18 protein-coding genes and 2 tRNA genes are annotated in these 21290 nt (G+C 72.6%); 13 read left to right on the top strand and 7 right to left on the bottom strand.

What is annotated here, in order from left to right:
* Positions 1 to 88: 88 nt before the first annotated feature.
* The 3 genes from ACWCQ6_RS16535 to ACWCQ6_RS16525 all read left to right on the top strand — a co-directional run bounded on the left by ACWCQ6_RS16535 (position 89) and on the right by ACWCQ6_RS16525 (position 2313).
* Positions 89 to 421: a DUF6412 domain-containing protein gene (locus tag ACWCQ6_RS16535; RefSeq protein WP_451089722.1), complete on the top strand. Its 333-nt coding sequence runs from the start codon at positions 89 to 91 to the stop codon at positions 419 to 421.
* A 124-nt stretch (positions 422 to 545) separates the two neighbouring features.
* The gene (locus ACWCQ6_RS16530; protein WP_451089720.1) at positions 546 to 1316 is read left to right on the top strand and encodes a YidC/Oxa1 family membrane protein insertase; all 771 of its coding nucleotides are present in this window, start codon (positions 546 to 548) and stop codon (positions 1314 to 1316) included.
* Between the two features lie 136 nt (positions 1317 to 1452).
* The gene (locus tag ACWCQ6_RS16525) at positions 1453 to 2313 is read left to right on the top strand and encodes a fumarylacetoacetate hydrolase family protein (RefSeq protein ID WP_451089718.1); all 861 of its coding nucleotides are present in this window, start codon (positions 1453 to 1455) and stop codon (positions 2311 to 2313) included.
* 157 nt (positions 2314 to 2470) lie between these two features.
* Here ACWCQ6_RS16525 and ACWCQ6_RS16520 read toward each other — a convergent pair whose 3' ends face one another.
* Together ACWCQ6_RS16520 and ACWCQ6_RS16515 are read right to left on the bottom strand one after the other, a co-directional pair.
* Positions 2471 to 2950, bottom strand: a complete 480-nt coding sequence (locus tag ACWCQ6_RS16520; protein WP_451089716.1) for a heme-degrading domain-containing protein — start codon at positions 2948 to 2950, stop codon at positions 2471 to 2473.
* Positions 2947 to 4107 (bottom strand): Gfo/Idh/MocA family oxidoreductase, encoded by a 1161-nt coding sequence (locus tag ACWCQ6_RS16515; RefSeq protein ID WP_451089714.1) that lies wholly within the window; start codon positions 4105 to 4107, stop codon positions 2947 to 2949. The genes ACWCQ6_RS16520 and ACWCQ6_RS16515 overlap by 4 nt, the downstream gene beginning before the upstream one ends.
* Positions 4108 to 4163: 56 nt before the next feature.
* Here ACWCQ6_RS16515 and ACWCQ6_RS16510 point away from each other — a divergent pair, with 56 nt between their 5' ends.
* The 5 genes from ACWCQ6_RS16510 (at position 4164) to ACWCQ6_RS16490 (ending at position 9742) form a co-directional block, all read left to right on the top strand.
* Complete coding sequence (locus ACWCQ6_RS16510) at positions 4164 to 5408, top strand: ROK family transcriptional regulator (protein ID WP_451089712.1); 1245 nt, start codon at positions 4164 to 4166, stop codon at positions 5406 to 5408.
* 278 nt (positions 5409 to 5686) lie between these two features.
* Positions 5687 to 7132: a peptidase gene (locus ACWCQ6_RS16505; protein WP_451089710.1), complete on the top strand. Its 1446-nt coding sequence runs from the start codon at positions 5687 to 5689 to the stop codon at positions 7130 to 7132.
* Between the two features lie 452 nt (positions 7133 to 7584).
* Positions 7585 to 8373: an HAD-IIA family hydrolase gene (locus ACWCQ6_RS16500; protein ID WP_451089708.1), complete on the top strand. Its 789-nt coding sequence runs from the start codon at positions 7585 to 7587 to the stop codon at positions 8371 to 8373.
* 126 nt (positions 8374 to 8499) lie between these two features.
* Positions 8500 to 9060 (top strand): hypothetical protein, encoded by a 561-nt coding sequence (locus ACWCQ6_RS16495; RefSeq protein WP_451089706.1) that lies wholly within the window; start codon positions 8500 to 8502, stop codon positions 9058 to 9060.
* A 1-nt stretch (position 9061) separates the two neighbouring features.
* Complete coding sequence (locus ACWCQ6_RS16490) at positions 9062 to 9742, top strand: class F sortase (protein WP_451089704.1); 681 nt, start codon at positions 9062 to 9064, stop codon at positions 9740 to 9742.
* A gap of 631 nt (positions 9743 to 10373) precedes the next feature.
* Here the strand turns inward: ACWCQ6_RS16490 and ACWCQ6_RS16485 are convergent.
* Positions 10374 to 10447 (bottom strand) — tRNA-Lys (locus ACWCQ6_RS16485).
* A 184-nt stretch (positions 10448 to 10631) separates the two neighbouring features.
* Here ACWCQ6_RS16485 and ACWCQ6_RS16480 point away from each other — a divergent pair.
* The 3 genes from ACWCQ6_RS16480 (at position 10632) to ACWCQ6_RS16470 (ending at position 15298) form a co-directional block, all read left to right on the top strand.
* On the top strand, positions 10632 to 11948 hold the full coding sequence (locus tag ACWCQ6_RS16480; protein ID WP_451089702.1) for a peptidoglycan-binding protein: 1317 nt from the start codon (positions 10632 to 10634) through the stop codon (positions 11946 to 11948).
* 25 nt (positions 11949 to 11973) lie between these two features.
* Positions 11974 to 13518, top strand: a complete 1545-nt coding sequence (locus tag ACWCQ6_RS16475; RefSeq protein ID WP_451089700.1) for an SPFH domain-containing protein — start codon at positions 11974 to 11976, stop codon at positions 13516 to 13518.
* 88 nt (positions 13519 to 13606) lie between these two features.
* The gene (locus ACWCQ6_RS16470) at positions 13607 to 15298 is read left to right on the top strand and encodes an AMP-binding protein (protein ID WP_451089698.1); all 1692 of its coding nucleotides are present in this window, start codon (positions 13607 to 13609) and stop codon (positions 15296 to 15298) included.
* Here ACWCQ6_RS16470 and ACWCQ6_RS16465 read toward each other — a convergent pair.
* The 4 genes from ACWCQ6_RS16465 to ACWCQ6_RS16450 form a co-directional block, all read right to left on the bottom strand.
* Entirely contained in the window at positions 15295 to 16818 is a 1524-nt protein-coding gene (locus ACWCQ6_RS16465) for an MFS transporter (protein WP_451089696.1), read from the bottom strand. The genes ACWCQ6_RS16470 and ACWCQ6_RS16465 overlap by 4 nt on opposite strands.
* 131 nt (positions 16819 to 16949) lie before the next feature.
* A tRNA-Lys gene (locus ACWCQ6_RS16460) sits at positions 16950 to 17023 on the bottom strand.
* Positions 17024 to 17086: 63 nt separating this feature from the next.
* Complete coding sequence (locus ACWCQ6_RS16455; protein ID WP_451089694.1) at positions 17087 to 17845, bottom strand: IclR family transcriptional regulator domain-containing protein; 759 nt, start codon at positions 17843 to 17845, stop codon at positions 17087 to 17089.
* Positions 17846 to 18134: 289 nt separating this feature from the next.
* A complete protein-coding gene (locus tag ACWCQ6_RS16450) occupies positions 18135 to 19094 on the bottom strand; it encodes a D-2-hydroxyacid dehydrogenase (RefSeq protein ID WP_451089692.1) in 960 nt (319 codons plus the stop codon).
* Between the two features lie 147 nt (positions 19095 to 19241).
* Here ACWCQ6_RS16450 and ACWCQ6_RS16445 point away from each other — a divergent pair, with 147 nt between their 5' ends.
* Together ACWCQ6_RS16445 and ACWCQ6_RS16440 are read left to right on the top strand one after the other, a co-directional pair.
* Positions 19242 to 20036, top strand: coding sequence for a maleate cis-trans isomerase family protein (locus ACWCQ6_RS16445; protein ID WP_451089738.1), 795 nt, complete (start codon positions 19242 to 19244; stop codon positions 20034 to 20036).
* Between the two features lie 156 nt (positions 20037 to 20192).
* Positions 20193 to 21290 carry an LLM class flavin-dependent oxidoreductase gene (locus ACWCQ6_RS16440; RefSeq protein WP_451089690.1) on the top strand — a complete coding sequence of 366 codons (1098 nt, stop codon included), beginning with the start codon at positions 20193 to 20195 and terminating at the stop codon, positions 21288 to 21290.

Raw genomic sequence — 21290 nt, 5'->3', positions numbered from 1 at the left:
CGCGTCTGTGCGAACGGCATGCGCGCCTGTGCGAACGACATGGACGCGCTCGGCCGAGCGGCCGCGAAGGGGAAGAGGGGAGGGGCCGATGAACGGCGACACGAGCCGTCTGCGCAGTGGCCTCGCCCAGCTGCTCCGCCCCGCCGGACTGCTGCTCTTCCTCATCACCGAAGTCCTTCTCGCCGAGGGCGGCAGCCTCTCCGCCGCGGTCGCGCTCGCCGCGACCGCCGCCGCCGGCTCCGCGCTCGCCGTCGCCTCGGTCATCAGCGCCCGCTGCGCCACCCCGGTGCCCCGCACCCGGGTCCGCACCGCCATCCGCGACCGGGAGAAACGCACCGCGTTCCTGCCCCAGCGGGACCCGGACGCCAAGGGGCGCAGGCGCCCCCGAGCTCCCGGCCGTGCCCTTCCGACGGCCGCGTAGGGGCTCGCAGCAGTAGCAAGCAGCAACAGCCACCCCGGTAGGTGCGCCCTGGGCGCCCCGCGCGGTTCGTCATGCCGAGTCCGTTCTTTCTCCCGGCACGACGAGACCCCCGGAGGGCTTACCCATGTCCGTCTTCATGTCCGCGTTCGCAGGCCTGGTCGGCGCGCTGGCCGATGTGCTGCACCCGCTCTTCCAGACCGCGTCCACCGCCGCCGCCATCGTGCTGTTCACCGCACTCGTACGACTCGCCGTGCACCCCCTGTCGCGGGCCGCGGCGCGGGGGCAGAAGGCCCGCACCAGGCTCCAGCCGCAGATCGCCGAACTGCGCAAGAAGCACGGCAAGAACCCCGAGCGCATGCAGAAGGCGCTCATGGAACTGCACAAGAAGGAGCAGGTCTCGCCGCTCTCCGGCTGCCTGCCCAGCCTGTTGCAGATGCCCGCCTTCTTCCTGCTCTACCACCTCTTCTCCAGCCAGAGCATCGGCGGCGAGCCCAACGAGCTCCTCGGCCACCAGCTCTTCGGCGCCCCGCTCGGTGAGCGCTGGCAGGACGCGCTCGCGCACGGCGGACTGTTCGGCGCGCAGGGCCTGGTCTACCTCGGCCTGTTCGCGATCGTCACCGTCGTGGCCACGTTCAACTACCGGCGTACGAAGCAGCAGATGGCCGCCAACCCCGTCACTCCGGCCGCCGGACCCGACGGACAGCCGGTGCCCGGCATGGGCGCGATGACGAAGCTGATGCCGCTGATGTCCTTCGCCACCCTCTTCACCGTGTCCGTCGTACCGCTCGCCGCCGCGCTGTACGTCGTCACGAGTACCACCTGGACCGCGGTCGAGCGGGCCTTCCTCTACCGCGACATGCCGGCCGCCGGGGCCGCCGTGGCCACCGCGGCGTGAGCGGAGCGGCGCACGCGCCGGTCCAGTATGTGAACAGAGTCTTGCAGAGTGATCAGAGGTCTTCGACGATCGGACAAGCCTGCGAGGGTCGACACCCATCCGACGGGCCCGATCGCGACCAAGGGGAGACAGACCGTTGAAGCTGCTTCGTGTGGGTACGGCAGGTGCGGAACGACCGGCGCTGCTGGACGAGAACGGAACCCTGCGCGACCTGTCGGGAGTCGTCGCCGACATCGACGGCGCCCTGCTTGCCGACGCGTCGGCGCTCGCCCGGGTGCGGGCCGCCGCGGCCGCGCCCGGCGAACTGCCCGAGCTCGACGCCGAGGGGCTGCGGGTCGGGCCGCCGCTCGCCCGGATCGGCAAGATCGTGTGCATCGGGCTGAACTACCACGACCACGCCACCGAGACCGGCGCGGCGATACCCACCGAGCCGATCCTGTTCTTCAAGGCACCGGACACCGTCGTCGGACCCGACGACACGGTGCTGGTGCCGCGCGGCAGCGTCAAGACCGACTGGGAGGTCGAGCTGGCCGTCGTCATCGGGCGCACCGCCCGCTATCTGGAATCCGCCGAGGAGGGGCTCGCGCACGTCGCCGGATACGCGACCGCGCACGACGTCTCCGAGCGCGAGTTCCAGATCGAGCGCGGGGGCACCTGGGACAAGGGCAAGAACTGCGAGACGTTCAACCCGCTGGGGCCGTGGCTGGTGACGGCGGACGAGGTCGCCGACCCGCAGGCGCTGTCGCTGAAGCTCTGGGTCAACGGTGAACTGAAGCAGGACGGCACGACGGCCGATCAGATCTTCCCGGTGGGCGAAGTGGTCCGGTACCTGAGCCACTTCATGACGCTGTACCCGGGCGATGTGATCAACACCGGGACGCCGGCCGGGGTCGCCCTGGGGCAGCCCGAGCCCAAGCCGTATCTGCGGGCGGGCGATGTCGTGGAGCTGGAGATCGCCGGGCTGGGGCGGCAACGGCAGGAGCTCAAGGACGCGTAGCGGACTGCGCGGTGCGGGCGGTGCGGGTCGGCGGGTGTCTTTGGTGACCGCCCGCGTGGGGCGGGGTGGGACTTCGGTTGTCTCCGGTGACCGCCCGCGCGGGGCGCATCGGGTCGTCGGGTGTCTCCGGTGACCGCCCCGCCCCGCGCGTCTTCTGCTACGCGTCGAGCGTCGTCGCGAACTGCTCCAGCGCCTCGACCACCATGGCGTGGTCCTCCGCCTGGGGCAGGCCCGAGACCGTGACCGAGCCGATCACGCCCGCGCCCTCGACCGCGATGGGGAACGAGCCGCCGTGCGCGGCATAGTCGCTCGGGTCCAGGCGCGAGGAGTCGTCGAAGGTCGTCCCCTTCGCCCGGAAGCGCGTTCCGACCAGGTACGAGCTCTCGCCGTACCGTTCCACGACCTTGCGCTTGCGGTCGATCCAGGCGTCGTTGTCCGCGCTCGATCCCGGCAGCGCGGCATGGAACATCTGCTGTGCGCCGCGGCGGATGTCGATCGCGACCGGGGCGTGCCGTTTCCGGGCCATCGAGACGAGCAGGTCGCCGAGCGCGTACGCGTCGTCGTGGCTGAAGTGCGGCAGCGTCAGACGGCGCTCCTGGGCGATGAGCTCGGAGATGGTCGGAGCGTTGGGGCTCATACGGGCTGCTCCTCTGTATCGGCGGAGGCGGAATCCGGATCGGCGGTGTCGGAGAGCTTCACGGTGACGCCCTCGCGGGCCGAGCGGCGGGCCGCTTCCAGGACATCCAGGGCCGCCGCGGCCTGAAGGGCGTTCACCGGATTTTCACCCTTTCCACGCAACGCGTCGGCGACCGCCGCGTAGTACGCGGGATAGTCGCCCGGCAGGGTGCGGACCGGGATGCCGCCGCCGGACAGCGGGGACTCGCCCGAGCCGATCCGGCCCCACAGCTGCTCGGGCTCCTCGCCCCACGGGCGGTCCGCCGCCGGACGCACGCCCGCGCGAAGCTCGGCCTCCTGCGGATCGAGACCGTACTTCACATAGCCGGCACTTTGGCCGAGCACCCGGAAGCGCGGGCCGCGCTGGGCCGCCGTGGCACTGACGTACAGATGCGAGCGCACCCCGTTCACATGGGTGATCGCGATGAACGTGTCGTCGTCGGCAGCGGCCCCGGGGCGGCGCACATCGCACTCCGCGTACACCAGCGCCGCCGGGCCGAACAGGGTGAGCGCCTGGTCGACGACATGACTGCCCAGGTCGTACAGCAGCCCGCCGATCTCCTGCGGGTCGCCCGACTCGCGCCAGCCGCCCTTCAACTGCGGGCGCCACCGCTCGAAGCGGGACTCGAAGCGCTGCACCTCGCCCAGCTCGCCGTCCGCGAGCAGGCGGGCGAGCGTGCGGAAGTCGTTGTCCCAGCGGCGGTTCTGGAAGACCGAGAGCAGCAGCCCGCGCTCCTCGGCCAGGGCCGCGAGCCCCCGCGCCTCGGCCGCCGTACCGGCGATCGGCTTGTCCACCACGACCGGCAGGCCGGCCTCCAGCGCGGCCGTCGCGATCGGGACATGGGTCTTGTTCGGCGAGGCGATCACGATCAGATCGAGTCCGTCCGCACGCTCCCACAGCTCCTGCGGCGACGCGGCGAACCGCACGCCGGGGAACTCGGCACGCGCCCGCGCCCGCCGCTCCTCGTCCGAGGTGACGACCGTGTCGAGGACGAGACCGTCGGTCGCCGCGATCAGCGGGGCATGGAAGACGGAACCCGCCAGGCCGTAGCCGACGAGTCCGACGCGCAGGGGGGCCTCGGACGGTCCGGACGTCTCGTGGGTCGCGTTGCCAGTCATGCCCGCCACTTAAGCAACGCTGTTGCCATAGTGCAAGCGACAGGGACAATGGGACGGTGAATCGGAGCAACAGTGGCGCGAACCTGCCGACGCTGCGCAGCCACAACACCGCCCTGGTGCTGGATCTGCTGCGGGTGGCGGGCGGGGCCGGCATCAGCAGGCTCGAACTCGCCGAGCGCACGGGGCTCACGCCGCAGGCCGTCAGCAAGATCACCGCCCGGCTGCGGGCCGAGGGCCTGGCCGCCGAGGCGGGGCACCGGGCGTCCACCGGAGGAAAGCCGCGCACCGTGCTGCGGCTGGTGCCGGACGCCGGGTACGCGGTCGGCCTGCACCTGGACCGCGACGAGCTGACGGTGGTGCTCGTCGACCTGTCCGGCACGGTCGCCGCGAGCCGCACCGCCCCGCTGGACCTCGGCGCCCCGGCGGACGAGGTGCTCGCGGCGGCAGCGGACGCGGTGATGGCGGTAGGGGGCGGGGGTGCTGGGCCGGCGGACGCGGTGATGGCGGTAGTACGGGGCGGGGATGCGGGGCCGGGGGACGCGGTGATGGCGGTACGGGGCGGGGGTGCGGGGCCGGGGGACGCGGTGATGGCGGTACGGGGCGGGGGTGCGGGGCCGGGGGGCCGGCAGGTGCTCGGGGTCGGCGTCGCGGTGCCGGGCCCGCTCGATCACCGGGGCGGGGTGCTGCACCGCGTCACCGGGTTCCCGCAGTGGGACGGCCATCCGCTGCGGGACGCGCTCGCCGTGCGGACCGGGCTGCCCGTCGTCGTCGACAAGGACACCAACGCCGCCGCCCTCGGGCTCGCCCTGCGGGCGGCGGGCGGCGGCGACTTCGCGTATCTGCACCTCGGGACCGGGCTGGGCGCCGGGCTGGTCCTCGGCGGGGCGCTGCACCGCGGGGCCCGTACCGCGGCCGGTGAGTTCGGGCACCAGACCGTTCAGCTGGACGGGCCGGTCTGCGGCTGCGGGGGGCGCGGCTGCATCGAGGCGCTCTGTCTGGCCGCGGTTGCCCGGGGGGACGTCGCGGAGGCCGCCCGGGTGCTGGGGACCGGCGCCGCCAACCTCGTCGGGCTGCTCGACGTCGACCGGGTGGTGCTCGGCGGCCGTACGGTGGCGGCCGATCCCGAGGCCTACGTACGGGGCGTCCGCGCCGTGGTCGAGGAGCGCGCCAGGCGGGGCGGTGCCGACGAGCCGGTGCCGGTCGTCGTCGCCGAGGGAGGGGACCGGCCGGTCGCGGAGGGGGCCGCTCAGCTGGTCCTGGCCCCGCTGTTCGGGCGGGCCGGCGACACGGGCGGGGCGTGAGCGAAGGCACCGGGGCCGGACGGGGTGAACGGAGGGCCGGGGCCGGACGGGGCGAACGGAGGGCCGGGGCCGGACGGGGCGAACGGAGGGCTGGGGCCGCAGGGGGTGAACGGAGGGCTGGGGCCGGACGGGCGGAACCGGGCGGCCGGCCGGGCGGACCCCCGGCATGTCGGCGCGGGCCGCCTCGCGCGTGCGTGACAGGGTCGCGGCCCAGAAACCGGTGACTCCGGCGTACGGGGTGAGCCGAACGTCTCGCGAGCAGCGAAGGTGATCCCCCCGTGCCCTCCGCCCCCGGCCCCACTCCTGCCCCGACCCCGTCCGGCTCCACCTCACCGGCCGGATCCACCCCGCCGACCGACTCCGCGCCGGGCCGCGCACTCGGTACGATGCCCGGCCGCATCGCCGTCCCTGTCCCCACCACGCTGCCCATGACCGCGTCAGGCCCGGCGTCCGTCCCCACCTTCCCCACCGTCAGCCCCGCCTCCGTCCCGGTGACCGTGGCCGCGTCCCTCCCGGTCTTCACCGCCCCCGCGCGTCCGCCCTCGCCCTCGCCGCCCCCCGGGCGGACCCGGCACGGGCTGGCGCTCGGGCTGGCCGCGGCGAGCGTGGTCCTCGGCGGCACATCCGTCGCCCCCGCCTCCGCCGAGTCCTCGGCCGCCCCGGTCTCGTCGCCCGATTCCACCGCCGCCGACCAGCAGCCGTCCTGCGGTGATCCGGCGGCTGAGGACTTTCCGATCAGCACCCGCATCCACGGCGGCCCGGACACCTACGCGCCCGGCGGCGGCTACGGAACCTGGTACCTGGATCTGACCAACACCACCACCGAGTCGTGCCCAGCCATCCACCCGGTGCTCGTCCTCATCGACGAGGACCGCAAGCTGACCTCCGACCAGATCCAGCTGAAGTTCTCCGAGCAGGACCGGCCCGGTACGGAGCACCGCGTCACCTGGGAGACCACCGACCACGACGAGCACATCGGCGTCTTCGGCGGCGACGGCGACGACTCCTTCGGCGGCTTCACCGTCCCGGCGGGCCGCACCGTCACCGTCCAGGTCCGGATGGCGTTCACCTCCGACACCAGCCCCGGCCGGATCATCGCCAACGCCGCCATCGTCCAGCGGCAGCGCGTGGCGGGCGGCACGGACGGCGAGCCGGGCAAGGACGACGGGGCCTGGGTCGGCGAGTCGGAGGAGTATCCCTTCGCCGTCGTCGACGGGAGCGACGGCGGCGAGACCGCCGGGACCGGTGAGACGGCAGATATCGGGGAGCTGGCCGACACAGCAGATATCGGGGAGCTGGCCGACACAGGGGAGGCGACCGATACAGGGGAGTTGGTCGACACAGGGGAGGCGACCGATACCGGTGAGACGGCCGGCACCGGTGAGATGGCCGACGCCGGGGAGACGTCCGGTACCGGTGAGACGGCTGGCACCGAGACTGCCGATGCCGGGGAGACATCCGGTACCAGTGAGATGGCCGACGCCGGCGAGACTGCCGGGACCGGTGAGACGTCCGGCACCGGTGAGGTCGGCGGCACCGGAGACGCCTCGCGCGAGCCCCGGCCGGTCGGACCCGGCCGGACCCCGGCACAGAGCGATCGCCCGGAGCTGGCAGCGACCGGATCGGTCGGCGTCCCTGCGGCGGGCCTCACCGTCGCCGGGCTCCTGATCGGCGGCGGGGCGATGGTGATCAAGGCCCGGCGGTCGCGCCGCGCACACCCCTGAGCAGCCCCGGACCGCACCCTGGGCCACCCTGCGCCACTCCCCGGGCGACCCTGCGCCGCACCCCGGGCCGCTCCCCGGGCGGCCCTGCGCCACTCCCCGGGCGACCCTGGACCGCACAACCCCGGGCCGCTCCCCGGGCGACCCTGCGCCGCACCCTGGACCGCTCCCCGGGTCACTCCCCGGGCCACCCTGCGCCCCACCACCGCACAGGTCCGCTTCCGGCACACCAGCGGCAACAACTGGTTCCGGGCGATCGACGGGTGACACTCACGGCCCGCCGATCCGGTCGTTCTCGCACGCCTCGTTCCCGCACGTCTCGTTCCCGCACGTCGGACGGACGGCCTTCGAGCGTCCACCCCCATTGGAGGACGCTCTAAAATCGGGGGCGTCGGCGCTGCACGACGCGGTGCCGCCGGCGTCCCCGCACACGGCGTACGGCAGGAGTTCCCTACATGGCAGAGCGCAAGCCGATCTCATCCTGGCTCACCGACATGGACGGAGTCCTGATCCACGAGGGGACACCGATCCCCGGGGCGGATGCCTTCATCAAGCGGTTGCGTGACTCGGGACTGCCCTTCCTGGTCCTCACCAACAACTCCATCTACACCGCCCGCGACCTGCACGCCCGGCTGAAGCGCATGGGCCTGGACGTGCCCGTGGAGAACATCTGGACCTCCGCCCTGGCCACCGCCCAGTTCCTGGACGACCAGCGGCCCGGCGGCACGGCGTACGTCATAGGAGAGGCCGGTCTCACCACCGCCCTGCACGACATCGGCTACGTCCTCACCGACCACGAACCCGACTACGTCGTCCTCGGCGAGACCCGCACCTACAGCTTCGAGGCGCTCACCAAGGCGATCCGGCTGATCAACGGCGGCGCCCGCTTCATCTGCACCAACCCCGACGAGACCGGACCGTCCGCCGAGGGTCCGCTGCCCGCCACCGGCTCCGTCGCCGCCCTCATCACCAAGGCCACCGGCAAGGCCCCGTACTTCGCGGGCAAGCCCAACCCGCTGATGATGCGCACCGGACTCAACGCGATCGGCGCCCACTCGGAGTCAAGTGCCATGATCGGCGACCGGATGGACACCGATGTGCTCGCCGGGCTGGAGGCGGGGATGCAGACCTTCCTGGTCCTCACCGGGCTCACCACGGTCGCCGACATCGACAAGCACCCCTTCCGGCCGTCCACGGTCGTCGACTCGATCGCCGATCTGGTCGATCTCGTCGACGCGGGCTGAGCCCGGCGGGACACGGTCCCCGCAGGGCGGGGGAGGGCCTCGGGCGGGTGCCCCGGGCCCTTTCCTCGCGCTCCTGCGGATGCGAAAACCGCCGGAAGGCATGAACCTTCATTGAGGAGGTTCACGATGCGTTCCATGCCCCTCACGTTCTGTGCCGCCGCGGTCGTCGCGGCGACCCTGGTGCCGGCCTCGGCCGCACTGGCCGACTCCGACTCCGGCGCCGCCCCGGAGAAAGGCCGCGCCTCCCTGACGGTGACCCCCTCATCCGTCGCGCCGGGCGGCGAGCTCGATCTGCGGCTGGAAGGCTGCAAGGGCCGCGAGGCCACCGGTTCGTCCGACGTCTTCGTCTCCGAGGCGCGTTTCTCGCCCGCCGCGGACGGGGGCCTCTTCGCCGAGGCCCGGATCAGCTCGGACGCCTCCCCGGGCGACTACGACATCCGGGTCGACTGCAAGGACGGCAAGGGCGCCGGGGCCGCCGGCACGGTCGGTGTCGTCGACCGAGGCCGGGCCACCCCGCTCGCCCCGGTCGCCGCGGGCGGTGGCGGCACCGTCCTGTTCGCCGGCCGGGACGCCCGGCAGGAAGGCCCCGGCGCTGTGCACGCGGTGATCGGACTGGCCCTGGCGGCGGTCGCGGCCGTCTCCGTCGCGTTCCGCAGCGCGCGCCGCCGCCGTCCGGCCACGGACTGACATGTCCGCCCCGGACAGCCACGCGGGGCACGGCAGACTGCTCGCCGGAGTGGTCTGGGCCGTCCTGCTGCTGGGCCTGTGGCTCTGGGGCCGCGGCGTTACCGACGGCTCCGGCGCCAGCTCCGCCCCGACCACCGGCGATGTCGCGGCGGTTGGCCGCCCCCTCGGTGTACCGCTGCCCCCGCCGCACGACCCGATCGAGGGGGCCGTGCCGGAGCGGGTCGAGATCCCGTCGATCGGCGTCGAGGCGCCCGTGGTCGCCCGCGGCCTGGACAAGGACGGGGCGATCGACCCGCCCCCGTTCGACACGCCGCAGACCGTCGGCTGGTTCGGCGGCGGCACCGAGCCCGGCGCGAAGGGCCCCGCCCTCCTCGTCGGCCATGTCGACACCGAGACCAGACCGGCCGTCTTCTACGGGTTGAGCGCGGCCCGCCCCGGCGCCAAGGTCGAGATCACCCGCGCCGACGGCACCGTCGCCGAGTTCACCATCGACGACGTCCAGGTCTTCACCCGGGCCCGCTTCGACGCCGACAAGGCGTACGGCCCCCGCAAGGACGGCCGGGCGGAGCTCCGCCTGATCACCTGCGGCGGTGCCTACGACCGGGCGTCGCGTTCGTACGACGCGAATGTGGTCGTCTCCGCCTATCTGACCGGTGAGAAGCCCGCGGGCGACAGCATCTGAGATGTCACGACGGTACGGATGCGGCAGCGCACCGACGTCCGCACCCGGCGCCCGCGTCCTCCTGGACGCGGGCAACGCCGGCCGGCACACCCCCGACGCGCTCCGCCGGCCGCTGCGCTCGCGCGGGCAGCGGCGCCGCCGACGGATTCGCCGTCGACGTCTCCGACTTCGAGACCACACGGGCCGGTACGACGGAGTTCGGCAAGCGGCTCTCCGCGAAGGCCCGCGGTAAGCCCAACACCGCCCGGCCCCACGGGGCCTCGATCCACGCCCCCGGACGGTGTTTCCCTGATCCACGCCCCCGAGACGGCGTTCCCCTGCCGCCCGTCACGAACAGCAAGTACCAACCCGGGTGCACCGGAGCCCGGTTGCCGATATCCGCCCTGAACCGGATCCTCGCGGTGCTGAGTTGTGCCCTGTACTCGCTTCGCTGAGTGACCAGATGGTGACTGTATGAAAGATCCGCGACGACCGTGCGGCGTCTGTGCAGGTAGTGGTCAAAGGTGGTGCTGTGGAGGGCGTCGCGGGGCGGAGGTCCGGCGTGGGGGTTTCGGTGCGGGAGGCTTCGGCGCGAGGGGTTCGCGAACGATCAAAGCCCCCTCACGCGTAGTGAGGGGGCTTTGACTCTGCGTGCGCCGCCAGGGACTCGAACCCCGGACCCGCTGATTAAGAGTCAGCTGCTCTAACCAACTGAGCTAGCGGCGCCTGCTGACCTGGAGAACTCTACCCGAAGCCGGGGGGTGCTCCTGACCATTTACCGTCCATCGCGGCCTGTCGGATGGTCGTTTTTTCCCTTCTATCCGTCAAAATGCAATATGTCGGGAGAGTTGAGACACTGGCGCCCGTGCAGATGCGCCCAAAGATCTTGACGACTGCGGAGGGGAATCGCATGACTGTGCCGGCTTTCGAGGAGTACGTGCCCGCCGTCGACTGCATCTGTGCGGGGTGCGCCGCACAGCGGCGGGCCGCCGCCAGTGCGCTGCCCCTGCGGTACGGAGGTCATCCGGCCGCGCACGGCGCGCGCCGTGCCCTGGTGCTGGCCACGGCGGCCGGAGTGGTGCTGGGCTCCGGCGTCGCCGAGGCGGCGGGTTCGACGGGCACGACGGGCGACCGGGCGGCGGAGGCGGCCGGAGCCGCCCGGCCGGACCCGGACGGGGACAGCCCGCAGGGCGGGCCCGGACCGCTGCGCGGCGGAGGCGCCGCGGGGCCGCCCTCGTCCACGACCACCACGCCCAAGCTGCGCAAGAGCAGCCGGGCCGACATCATCAACCGCGCGAAGAAGTGGGTGTCGGCCGGGGTCCCGTACAGCATGGTCAAGTACTGGCCCGACGGATACCGGCAGGACTGCTCCGGATTCGTGTCGATGGCCTGGAACCTGCCGGGCAACGAGTGGACCGGCAGCCTCGCCGCGTTCGGGACACGGATCGCACGGAAGGATCTCCAGCCCGGCGACATCCTGCTCTTCCACAATCCGGCCGACCCCTCGAAGGGCTCGCACGTCACGATCTTCGGCGGCTGGACCGACCACACGCACACCCACTACACGGCGTACGAGCAGACGAAGCCGCACACCCGCAAGAAGAAGACGCCCATGGCGTACTGGACCAACTCCGCCCACTACGTCGCGTACCGCTACAAGGGCCTCGCCGGAGGCAGTGCCGTCAGCGGTACTTCGGCGGCGCGGTTCCCGGGCGCCGCGAAGTTCGGCCCCGGCGCCAGCAACAAGTACGTCACCCAGCTCGGCAGGATGCTCATGGACCGGGGCGGCAAGCGCTTCTACAAGGTCGGCCCCGGGCCGGGCTGGGGCGACGCCGACCGGCGCGCGACCCAGGCCTTCCAGAAGGCCCAGGGCTGGAAGGGCAAGGAGGCGGACGGCATCCCCGGCCCCGACACCTGGCGGCTGCTGGCCGACGGAACCGGCCATGACATCCCCGGCACGGGGACCGGCCACGGCGACTCGAACCCGGCTTCGAAGTTTCCCGGGCGGGGCTATTTCCGGCCCGGACAGTCCAGCAGCCATGTCGACAGGCTCGGCAAGCAGTTGGTGAAGAAGGGATTCGGCAAGCACTACGCATCGGGCCCCGGGCCCCGGTGGACCGAGGCGGACCGGCGCAATGTCGAAGCATTCCAACGGGCCCAGGGTTGGCGGGGCGGAGCGGCCGACGGCTACCCCGGTCCGGAGACCTGGCGCCGACTCTTCGGGTGACAAGACGGACATGACGGAGGCGGGTATGCGATCCACGGTGTCGGACAGCTCCGGAACCCCGGAGAACGGAAAGCCACGGAAGGGCGAGCGGGAGCCGGAGCCGGTCCGGGTGTGCGGCCCCGACCGGGTGGCGCCGCCCGGACGGGAGGACGGCGGCCCGGACGGGCCCGCCGGTGCGGGAACCCCGGCCGCAGTCGCCGTGCCGGCACCGGGGGCTGTCCCGGAGGCCGGTCCGGGCTCCGTGGTCGATCTCGTGCCGGACCTGGTCCCGGGCGCCGACCTGGAAGCCGCGTTCGGCGCGACCTCGGCCTCGGTGTCGGTCCCGGCCGCGGCGCCGGGGGCCGAACCCGCCCCGTCCTCGCCCCGGCACCGCGCGGTCCCCGACACCGTCTTCGACTCCCTCCCCGTCTCCGGGGGCGACGCGGCCGTGCGGCAGTCCGGCGACCCGCTGTGGGGGGCCGGGCGCCACCACGCGGTCATCGGCAACGAACGGCCCGCGTCCATCCCCGTGCACCTGCTCTTCCGCGAGGACGCCGCGCGCGCCGACGCGGCCGCGCTCCCCGCCGGTGTGCTGCGACGGGGGGCCGGTGACGACCGGCCGCAGACGGGGGTGCGGCGGCCGCCCGCGCAGAGGGGGCCGCAGGTGCGGCCCCCGACACGGCCGGCCCCGGTCGCCGATGCACGGCTCGCCGAGCGGCCGGGCCCCGCGCTCCCCGGCTGGCTCGCGCTGCTTGCCGCACTGGCCGGTCTCGCCGCCGGGGGCGCCGTGCTCTGGTGGATCGGCGCGCTGCCCGCCGCCGCGCTCGCCCGGCTCGGGATCGGCTCGCGCCCGTACGACGGGATCGGGGTCGGTGCCTGGGCGGCGATCGTCGCGCTGGTGTCGATGGTGCTCTTCGCGCTCGGCGGCCTGAGCCGGGGACGTGTGGGGTACGCCTGGGTGCTGACGCTCTTCGGCGAGTACCGGGGGAGTGTGCGGCGGACCGGGCTGATGTGGATCAGCCCCCTGCTGCTGCGCCGCCGGATCGACGTACGCCTGCGGCACTGGCGCAGCGAACCGCTCCCCGCCGTGGACGCCAACGGCACGGCGCTGCGCGTGGTCGTCCTCGTGGTGTGGCGGATCAAGGACACCGTACGGGCGGCGCTCGGGGTCGCCGATCACGAGGCGTATCTGCGCGAGCAGGTCGAGGCGGCGATGGCCCGGGTCCTCTCGCAGTTGCCCGCCGACGCCTTCCACGAGGACGCGCACACCCTGCGCAACGCCGAGGCGGTCGGCGACGCGCTGACCCGGATGCTGAAGGCGGACTGCGAGCCCGTCGGCATCGAGGTGTACTCGGCGCAGCCGACCGGAATCGAGTACGCGCCGGAGGTCGCCGCGGCGATGCAGCGCCGCCGGATCGCGGCCATCGACGCCAAGCACCGCGACAGTGTCCTGACTTCGGTGGTGGACGCGGTCGACGACACGGTCAGCCGGCTGACCGCGCGGGGCATCGTGGAGCTCGACGACTACGAACGGAAGGCCCTGGTCAAGGACTTGACGGTGGCCTTCTACACCGGAAGCACATCATCCTGAGCGTCTGGGACATCGCCGACACGGCCAACGCGTTCTACGCCTCCTCCGATGTTCAGTTCTGACGTCCAGTCAGTTACCGTGCGGCGCCATGAGGAGCGCAGGCACCGTAGCGGAGCTCGTACAGCGCCAATGGGGCGACCACCGGCCCGGACTGAGGCATCGGGACACCGTCCTCACTCATCACCAGGTCGCCTCGGGTGCTGCCGCACGGGCCGCACTCCTGGCGGATCTGCTGTCGGCGGGCAGCGAACCTCACCTCGGGGTGCTGCTGGACAACACCCCTGAATTTCCCCTCTGGTTGAGCGCGGCGGCCCTGGCCGGGGCCGCCGTGGCCGGTATCAACCCCACGCGGCGCGGCGCCGAACTGGCCCGGGACATCCTGCACACCGACTGCCGGGTCCTGGTCACCGAACGCGCCCATCTGCCACTGCTCGACGGGCTGGACCTCCCCGGTGTCCGGATGCTGGTCACCGACACCGACGCGTACGCCGAACTCCTCGCCCCCTACGCCGGAGCCGGGCCCGGCGACACGGCCCGGCCGGGCATCGGCCCCGGGACCCGGATGCTGCTCTACTTCACCTCCGGATCGACGGGCGCACCCAAGGCCGCGATCTGCACCCAGGGACGGCTGGCGGCGGCCGGGCAGTCGCTCGTCGACCACTTCGGCGTCCGGCGCGAGGACGTCCACTACATCTGCATGCCGATGTTCCACGGCAACGCCGTGATCGCCGACTGGGCCCCCGCACTGGCCGGCGGGGCCGCCGTCGCGCTCCGCCGCCGCTTCTCGGCCTCCGGATTCCTCGACGACGTACGGGCGCACGGAGCGACGTACTTCACCTATGTGGGCCGCGCCGTGCAGTATCTGCTGGCCACCCCCGAGCGCCCGGACGACCGTGAGCATACGCTCCGGCTCGGCTTCGGCACCGAGGCCGGCGCGGCGGACGCGGCACGGTTCCGGGAGCGGTTCGGGGTGCGGCTGGTCGAGGGCTACGGCTCCTCCGAGGGCGGCGCGGCGATCCAGCGGACCCCCGACACCCCGGAGCGGGCGATCGGGAAGGCCTCGGCCCGCGACGATCTCGCGGTCGTGGACCCGGAGACCGGCGAGGAGCGGGCCACCGCCGTCTTCGACGCGGCGGGCCGGCTGACCAACGGGGCCGAGGCGATCGGGGAGTTGGTGAACCGGGGGAGTACGCCCTTCGAGGGCTACTGGCGCAACGCGGCGGCGGAGGCCGAGCGGGTGCGCGGCGGCTGGTACTGGACCGGGGACCTCTTCTTCCGCGACGCCGAGGGCTTCCTCTACTTCGCGGGCCGCACCGACGACCGGCTGCGGGTGGACAGCGAGAACCTGGCCGCCGCGATGATCGAGAACATCCTGGCCCGCTGGGAGGACGCGGCGGCCGTGGCGGTGTACGCGGTGCCCGACCCGGTCGCCGGGGACCAGGTGATGGCGGCGCTGGCCCTGCGGGAGGGGGCCGCCTTCGACCCGCCCGCCTTCACCGCGTTCCTCGCCGCACAGGCGGACCTGGGTACGAAGATGGCTCCCGGCTTCGTGCGGATCGTCCCGGCGATGCCGGTCACGGCGACGAACAAGGTGCACCGCGCGGGGCTGCGCCGGGAGGGGTTCTGGTCCGCAGGGCCCGTGTGGCGACGGGGGCCGAACGGCACATACGCCCCGCTCGAAAGCGGGCAACTGGCGTCCCTGCTGGACGAGTACGAGGCGCACGGGCTCGAGATCCGGGCCCGTGCGGCGACCGAGGACACAGGGCAAAACACGCCCTAGTTCGTCAGGGCCGGCTCCCGCTGCGCGGCGGCCCCCGCGGCCCCCGCCCTCCGCAGCAGCGTCGCGGCCAGCACCGCCCCCGTCAGCAACAGCGCGGCCCCCGCCACCGAGGCGTACTGCATGCTGTGCACGAAGGCCTCCCGCCCGATCGCGATCAGTGAACCGTCACCCGTGGCCACCGCACCCGCCAGGGTCTTGCGGGCGACCTCCGGAGCGGAGCCCGGCATGTCCGAGGTGTAGATCGCGGTGGCCACCGCGCCCAGCAGGGCCATCCCCGTCGCACCGCCGAACTCCTGGCCGGTCTCCAGCAACGAGGCCGCCGAACTCGCCTTCTCCGGCGGGGCCGTGGACAGCGCCAGGTCGGACACGAGCGCCATCACGGTGACGATGCCGCAGCTCATCACGGCGCAGCCGCCGAGCAGCAGCCACAGGGAATCCGTACCGCTCAGGGCGAGGACGGCGAAGCCGGTGGCGGCGATGACGAAACCGGCGCAGATGACCCGCGCACGGTCCGTCCGCTGGGCGATCGCCGTGGCCGTCGGGGCCGCGGCGCCCACCGCGAGCGAGGGCGCCAGGCTCCACAGCGCGGCCTCCAGCGTGTCCATGCCGAGCACCGACTGCAGATACTGCGTGGTGAAGAACGAGGAGCCCATCATCGCGAACGCGGCCAGCGCGTTCAGCCCGATCCCCACCGCGAAGCCGCGGTCGCGGAACAGCTCCCGGCCGATCATCGCGTCGGCGCGGCCGCGCTGGCGGCGGACGAAGAACCGGCCGACGACCAGCCCGGCGGCGATGATCAGCCCGTTGCGCACATCGAGCCCATGGGCGGCGCTCTCCTTGATGCCGTAGATGACCGGCAGTACGGACCCCATCGACAGCGGCACGCTCAGGAAGTCGAACCGTCCGGGGTTCGGGTCCTTGAACTCCGGGACCAGCACCGGGACCAGGACCAGCAGCAGCACCATGGCCGGCACATTGATCAGAAAGACCGAGCCCCACCAGAAGTGCTCCAGCATGATCCCGCTGAGCACCGAACCGAGCGCGATCCCGCCCGCCATGGCCCCCGACCAGATCCCCACGGCCCGGCTGCGCTGCCGCTCGTCGCGGAACATGTTCCGCACCAGCCCCATGGTCGACGGCATCAGCGTCGCCCCGCCGATCCCCAGCAGGGCGCGGGCCGCGATCAGCATCTCGGGGCTGTTGGCGTACGCGGCGGCGACGGACGCGGCACTGAACGCGAACGCGCCCAGGAGCAGCAGCTTGCGACGGCCGATCCGGTCGCCGAGCGAGCCCATCGTGATGAGCAGGCCGGCCAGGGCGAAGGCGTACACATCGAAGATCCAGAGCTGCTGGGTGGCGCTGGGGGCGAGGTCCCGGTCGATGGACGGGATCGCGAAGAAGAGGACGGAGATGTCCATCGAGACGAGGAGGAGGGGGAGCAGGAGGACCACGAAGGCGGTCCATTCCCGGCGACCGGCCAGCCGGCCGCGCTCGGCGGTGGTGCTCGTGGCGTTCGTCATGCCAGGGAATGTACGACTGTTTAAAACAGTTGTCTAGTACGGCCGTTTAAAACGGTCGTACATCGCGCTGGGCGGCAAAAAACGCACTGGGCGGTTCACGTGTGTACGTGAACCGCCCAGTGCGTTGTCTGTGCGCCGCCAGGGACTCGAACCCCGGACCCGCTGATTAAGAGTCAGCTGCTCTAACCAACTGAGCTAGCGGCGCCTGCTGACTCGAAAATAATACCTGCTGCCGAGGGGTGCTGATGACACCCCCGTCGGACGGCGTCTAGAGCGCCATCGACAGGAGGACCGGCGCCGCCCGCCGGTTCAGTGTGTCGGCCGCCGAGCGCAGGCGGTGCGCGTCCTCGATCGGCAGCGACAGCGCCAGGCAGCCCGCCGCGGCCCCGGCCGTCAGCGGTACCGCCGCGCACACCGTGCCGACCGCGTACTCCTGGATGTCGAGCACCGGTACCGTGGCCGGCTGGCTGTCCAGCTTGGAGAAGAGCACCTTCTCGTTGGTGATCGTCCGCGAGGTGAGCCGGGGCGTCTTGTGGCGCGAGAAGTGGTCGCGGCGGCCGTTGCGGTCGAGCTGGGAGAGCAGGCACTTGCCGACCGCCGAGGCGTGCGCGGCCGAGCGGAAGTCCACCCACTCGTTGACCGCAGGGGTGAGCGGGCCGTCGGCGTACTGTGTGACCCGGATCTCGCCGTCGACGTACCGGCTGATGGAGACCGCCGCGCCGACCGAGTCGCGCAGCTGCGCCAGTATCTGCTGGAGCTTGGTCTCCAGGGCCTGTCTGCGGGCCGGGCCGGAACCGAGGAGCAGGAGCGAGGAGCCGATGACGTACGCGCCGTCGGTGACCTGCTCCACATGGCCCTCGCGGCGCAGTGTCAGCAGCAGGGAGGTGAGGTGCCCGATGGGCAGTCCCGTATCGCGGGAGATCTGGGTGTCCGTCACACCGTTGCCGTACTTGGAGACCGTTTCGAGAACACGAAGGGCGTACTGCACCGAATGGAACGGTGCGGTCGGTTCGGGCTTCAACGTCACGGTTTCCCCCTACCAGGTTGTGACCGCAAGCTCTGGCTTCACGATAGCCGCCAAGCCCCCTTTCGGGGTCGGCTGTTGGCGACTCACGGACGCCCCGCACCTCCGTGAGTCGGGGCGCATCCGTCTGGCGTATGCCAAAGTCACTTTCGGTCGACGAGCGGCGAGGTCACAGCGCTGAGCGCGGGAACGCACGGGTGTGTCCGCGCCCCGTGTCCGGAAAGATTTTCCCGGTGAACCGGATTCGCCCACCTGTCCTGTGTCGAACGTCAGTGCCGCTTTCGGCCCCGGATCACGCGCCCGGCTCCTGGACGGGCACGTAACCGCGCTGCTTGTCCACCACGTTCGGCAGTGGCTCACCGGCCGCCCAGAGTTCGTACATCGCGACGAACTGTTCGCTCAGCCGGTCCCGCCAGCCCGCCGTGTCGCCGCTCATGTGCGGTGACACGATCAGATCCGGTACGTCCCAGAGCGGGCTCTGCGATTCCAGCGGCTCCTGCTCGAACACATCGAGCGCCGCGCCCGCGATCCAGCGCCTGCGCAGCGCCTCGGCCAGATCGTCCTCGACGACCATCGGACCGCGCCCCACGTTGATGAAGCGGGCCGACGGCTGCATCAGCCCGAAGAACCGGGCGTCGAACATGCCGCGGGTCGACTCGGTCAGCGGAGCCGCGCAGATCACCCAGTCGGCCAGCGCGGTCAGCCGGTCCAGATCCTCGACGCCATGGATCGTGCGCCGCGCACTGCGCCCCACGAGCGCCACCCGGACCCCCAACCCGATCAGCAGCCTGGTGATCTCCCGCCCGATGGGACCCGCGCCGACGACCACCGCGCGGCTGCCCGCGAGCCGCGTGCTCTCGCGGTGGCGCCACTGCCGCCGCCGCTGGAGATCCAGCGTGCCGGGCAGATCCTTGGCGAACGCCAGCACCAGGCCGGTCACGTACTCGGCGATCGGCCGCTCGAAGATGCCCCGGGCGTTGGTCACCACCGTGTCGGAGGCCGTCAGTTCCGGGCAGAGCAGCCGGTCCACGCCCGCGCTCGCCGTGTGAACCCAGGCCGGGCGCGGTCCGTCGCCGGGCCAGGCGGCACGTACCGCGTCGGAGGCGAAGTCCCACACCAGCAGCACATCGGCCGACGGGAGCCGCGCGGCCAGTCCGGCCTCGTCCGTATAACGGATCCGGGCCCGGCCGGTCAGCCGGCCCAGACGCGGTGACGGGTCGGTGTCCAGGACGAGCAGGGTGGGCTCTGACATGAGAGGCGGTCGCTCCGCTGCGTCTGCGATGTGCGGATTGACCACGCTCGCACCCGGGCCCCCACCCGTCAACAGGGCACCGGGAGAGCCACGACATATGGGGGAATACTAGGAGAAAACAGGAACAGGGAGGGCGGACCTGTGGACATGACGACCGTCGGAATTCTTTACCCGGGGCACTTCGCGGAGGACGACTTCCCGCGGATGGAGATCCTGCTCGACGCCGTCAGGCTGGTCGTGAACCGCACCGACGTCGACGAGGACGCCTACGGGACCGACGCCCTGATGCGGACCGGCTCGCCCGAGCACCTCGCCGCCGGGGTGGAGGAGCTGCAACGCGCCGGTGTCGAGTCCGTCGTGTGGGCGAGCGGAGGCGGCAGCTTCCTGTACGGCTGGGAGGGCGCCCATGAACAGACCGCCGCCCTGGCCCGTGCGGTCGGCGTACCCGCCTCCAGCACCTCCTTCGGCCTCGTCCACGCGGTACGGGAGCTGGGCGCCGGACGGGTCGCCGTCGCCTCCACCTACTCCGAGCGCGTCACCGGCCTGTTCGCCGACTTCCTGCACGCCGCGGGCATCGATGTGGCTGGCACCCGCGCCGCCTCGCTCGGCTCGGCCGCCGAGGCCGCCGCCTGGGACCTGGACCGGGTGAAGGAACTCGCCGTCGCCGCCGACCGGCCGGAGGCGGACGTGGTGCTGCTGCCCGACACGGCGCTGCACACCGCCGGGCACGAGGCGGACCTGGAGGAACTCCTCGGCAAACCGGTCCTCACCGGGAACCAGGTCACCGTCCGCGAGGGGCTGCGCCTGGCGGGCCGCCGCGCGTGGTCCCCGCGGCTGGGCCGGCTCTTCGCCGCCCGGGAGGCACCGCCGGCCCCGGTATCCGTCTGGGGCGAGGGCCGGGAGCGCGCCCACAGCGGCAGGCACGGCCGGCCCGCAAGGTAGCCAAGGGCTGTCCCGTAGGGCCGTTGCGGGCCTTTCCCGGTGCGCACCGGGAATAACCGGAGACAACCTCCTGTTGTCCGCCTCCGGACGTACGAGCCGGACGTACGAGCCGGACGTACGAGCCGGACCGAGGCGCATCACCGGAGAGGCCAGGACGTGGACGAGATTCGAGGCGACGAGATCCGTGGCAGGGCGGAGGGAACGGCCCCCGTTCCGCTCTCCGTACTGGACCTGGTGACCGTCGGGCAGGGCCGCACCGCCACCCAGGCGCTGCGCACCGGTGTGGACATCGCGCAGCTCGCCGAGCGCCGCGGCTTCCACCGCTACTGGGTCGCCGAACACCACTCCATGCCCGGCGTCGCCTCCTCCTCCCCGGCCGTGATCCTGGCCCACCTCGCCGCCCGCACCGAGCGCATCCGGCTCGGCTCCGGCGGCGTGATGCTGCCCAACCACGCACCGCTGGTCATCGCGGAACAGTTCGGCACCCTGGAGGCCATGGCCCCCGGCCGCATCGACCTCGGCCTCGGCCGCGCCCCCGGCACCGACGGCGCGACGGCGGCCGCCCTGCGCCGCACCGACCGGCTGAACGAAGGGGCCGAAGACTTCCCGCAGCAGCTCGCCGAGCTGACCCGGTTCCTCGACGACGACTTCCCCGACGGCCACCCCTACGCCCGCATCCACGCGGTCCCCGGCCCCGTCCAGGCCACGGCCGACGGCGGCGTCCAGTCGCCGGCCCGCCCGCCGGTCTGGCTGCTCGGCTCCTCCGGCTTCAGCGCCCGGCTGGCCGGTGTGCTCGGCCTGCCCTTCGCCTTCGCCCACCACTTCTCGGCCCAGAACACGATTCCGGCGCTCGACCTGTACCGGGAGTCGTTCCGGCCGTCGGCGGTGCTCGACGCCCCGTACGCCCTGATCGGCGTCGCGGCCCTGGCCGCCGACGACGAGCGCGAGGCCCGCCGCCAGGTGCTCTCCGGCGCGCTGTCCATGGTCCGGCTGCGCACCGGCCGCCCCGGTCTGGTCCCGACGCCCGAGGAGGCGGAGGCGTACGCCTTCAGCCCGATGGAGCGCGAGTTCGTCGACAGCTGGCTCGCCAACATCGTCCACGGCACCGCGGACCAGGTCCGCACCGGCCTCGACGACCTGGCCAAGCGCACCGGCGCCGACGAGCTCATGATCACCGCCAACGCCCACGGCGGCGAGGCGAGGCTGCGCAGCTACGAACTGATCGCGGACGCGTACCAACTGCCCACGGCCTGA

This window comes from Streptomyces sp. NPDC001880 (assembly GCF_053594575.1).
This window is presented reverse-complemented; position numbering and strand designations above follow the sequence as displayed.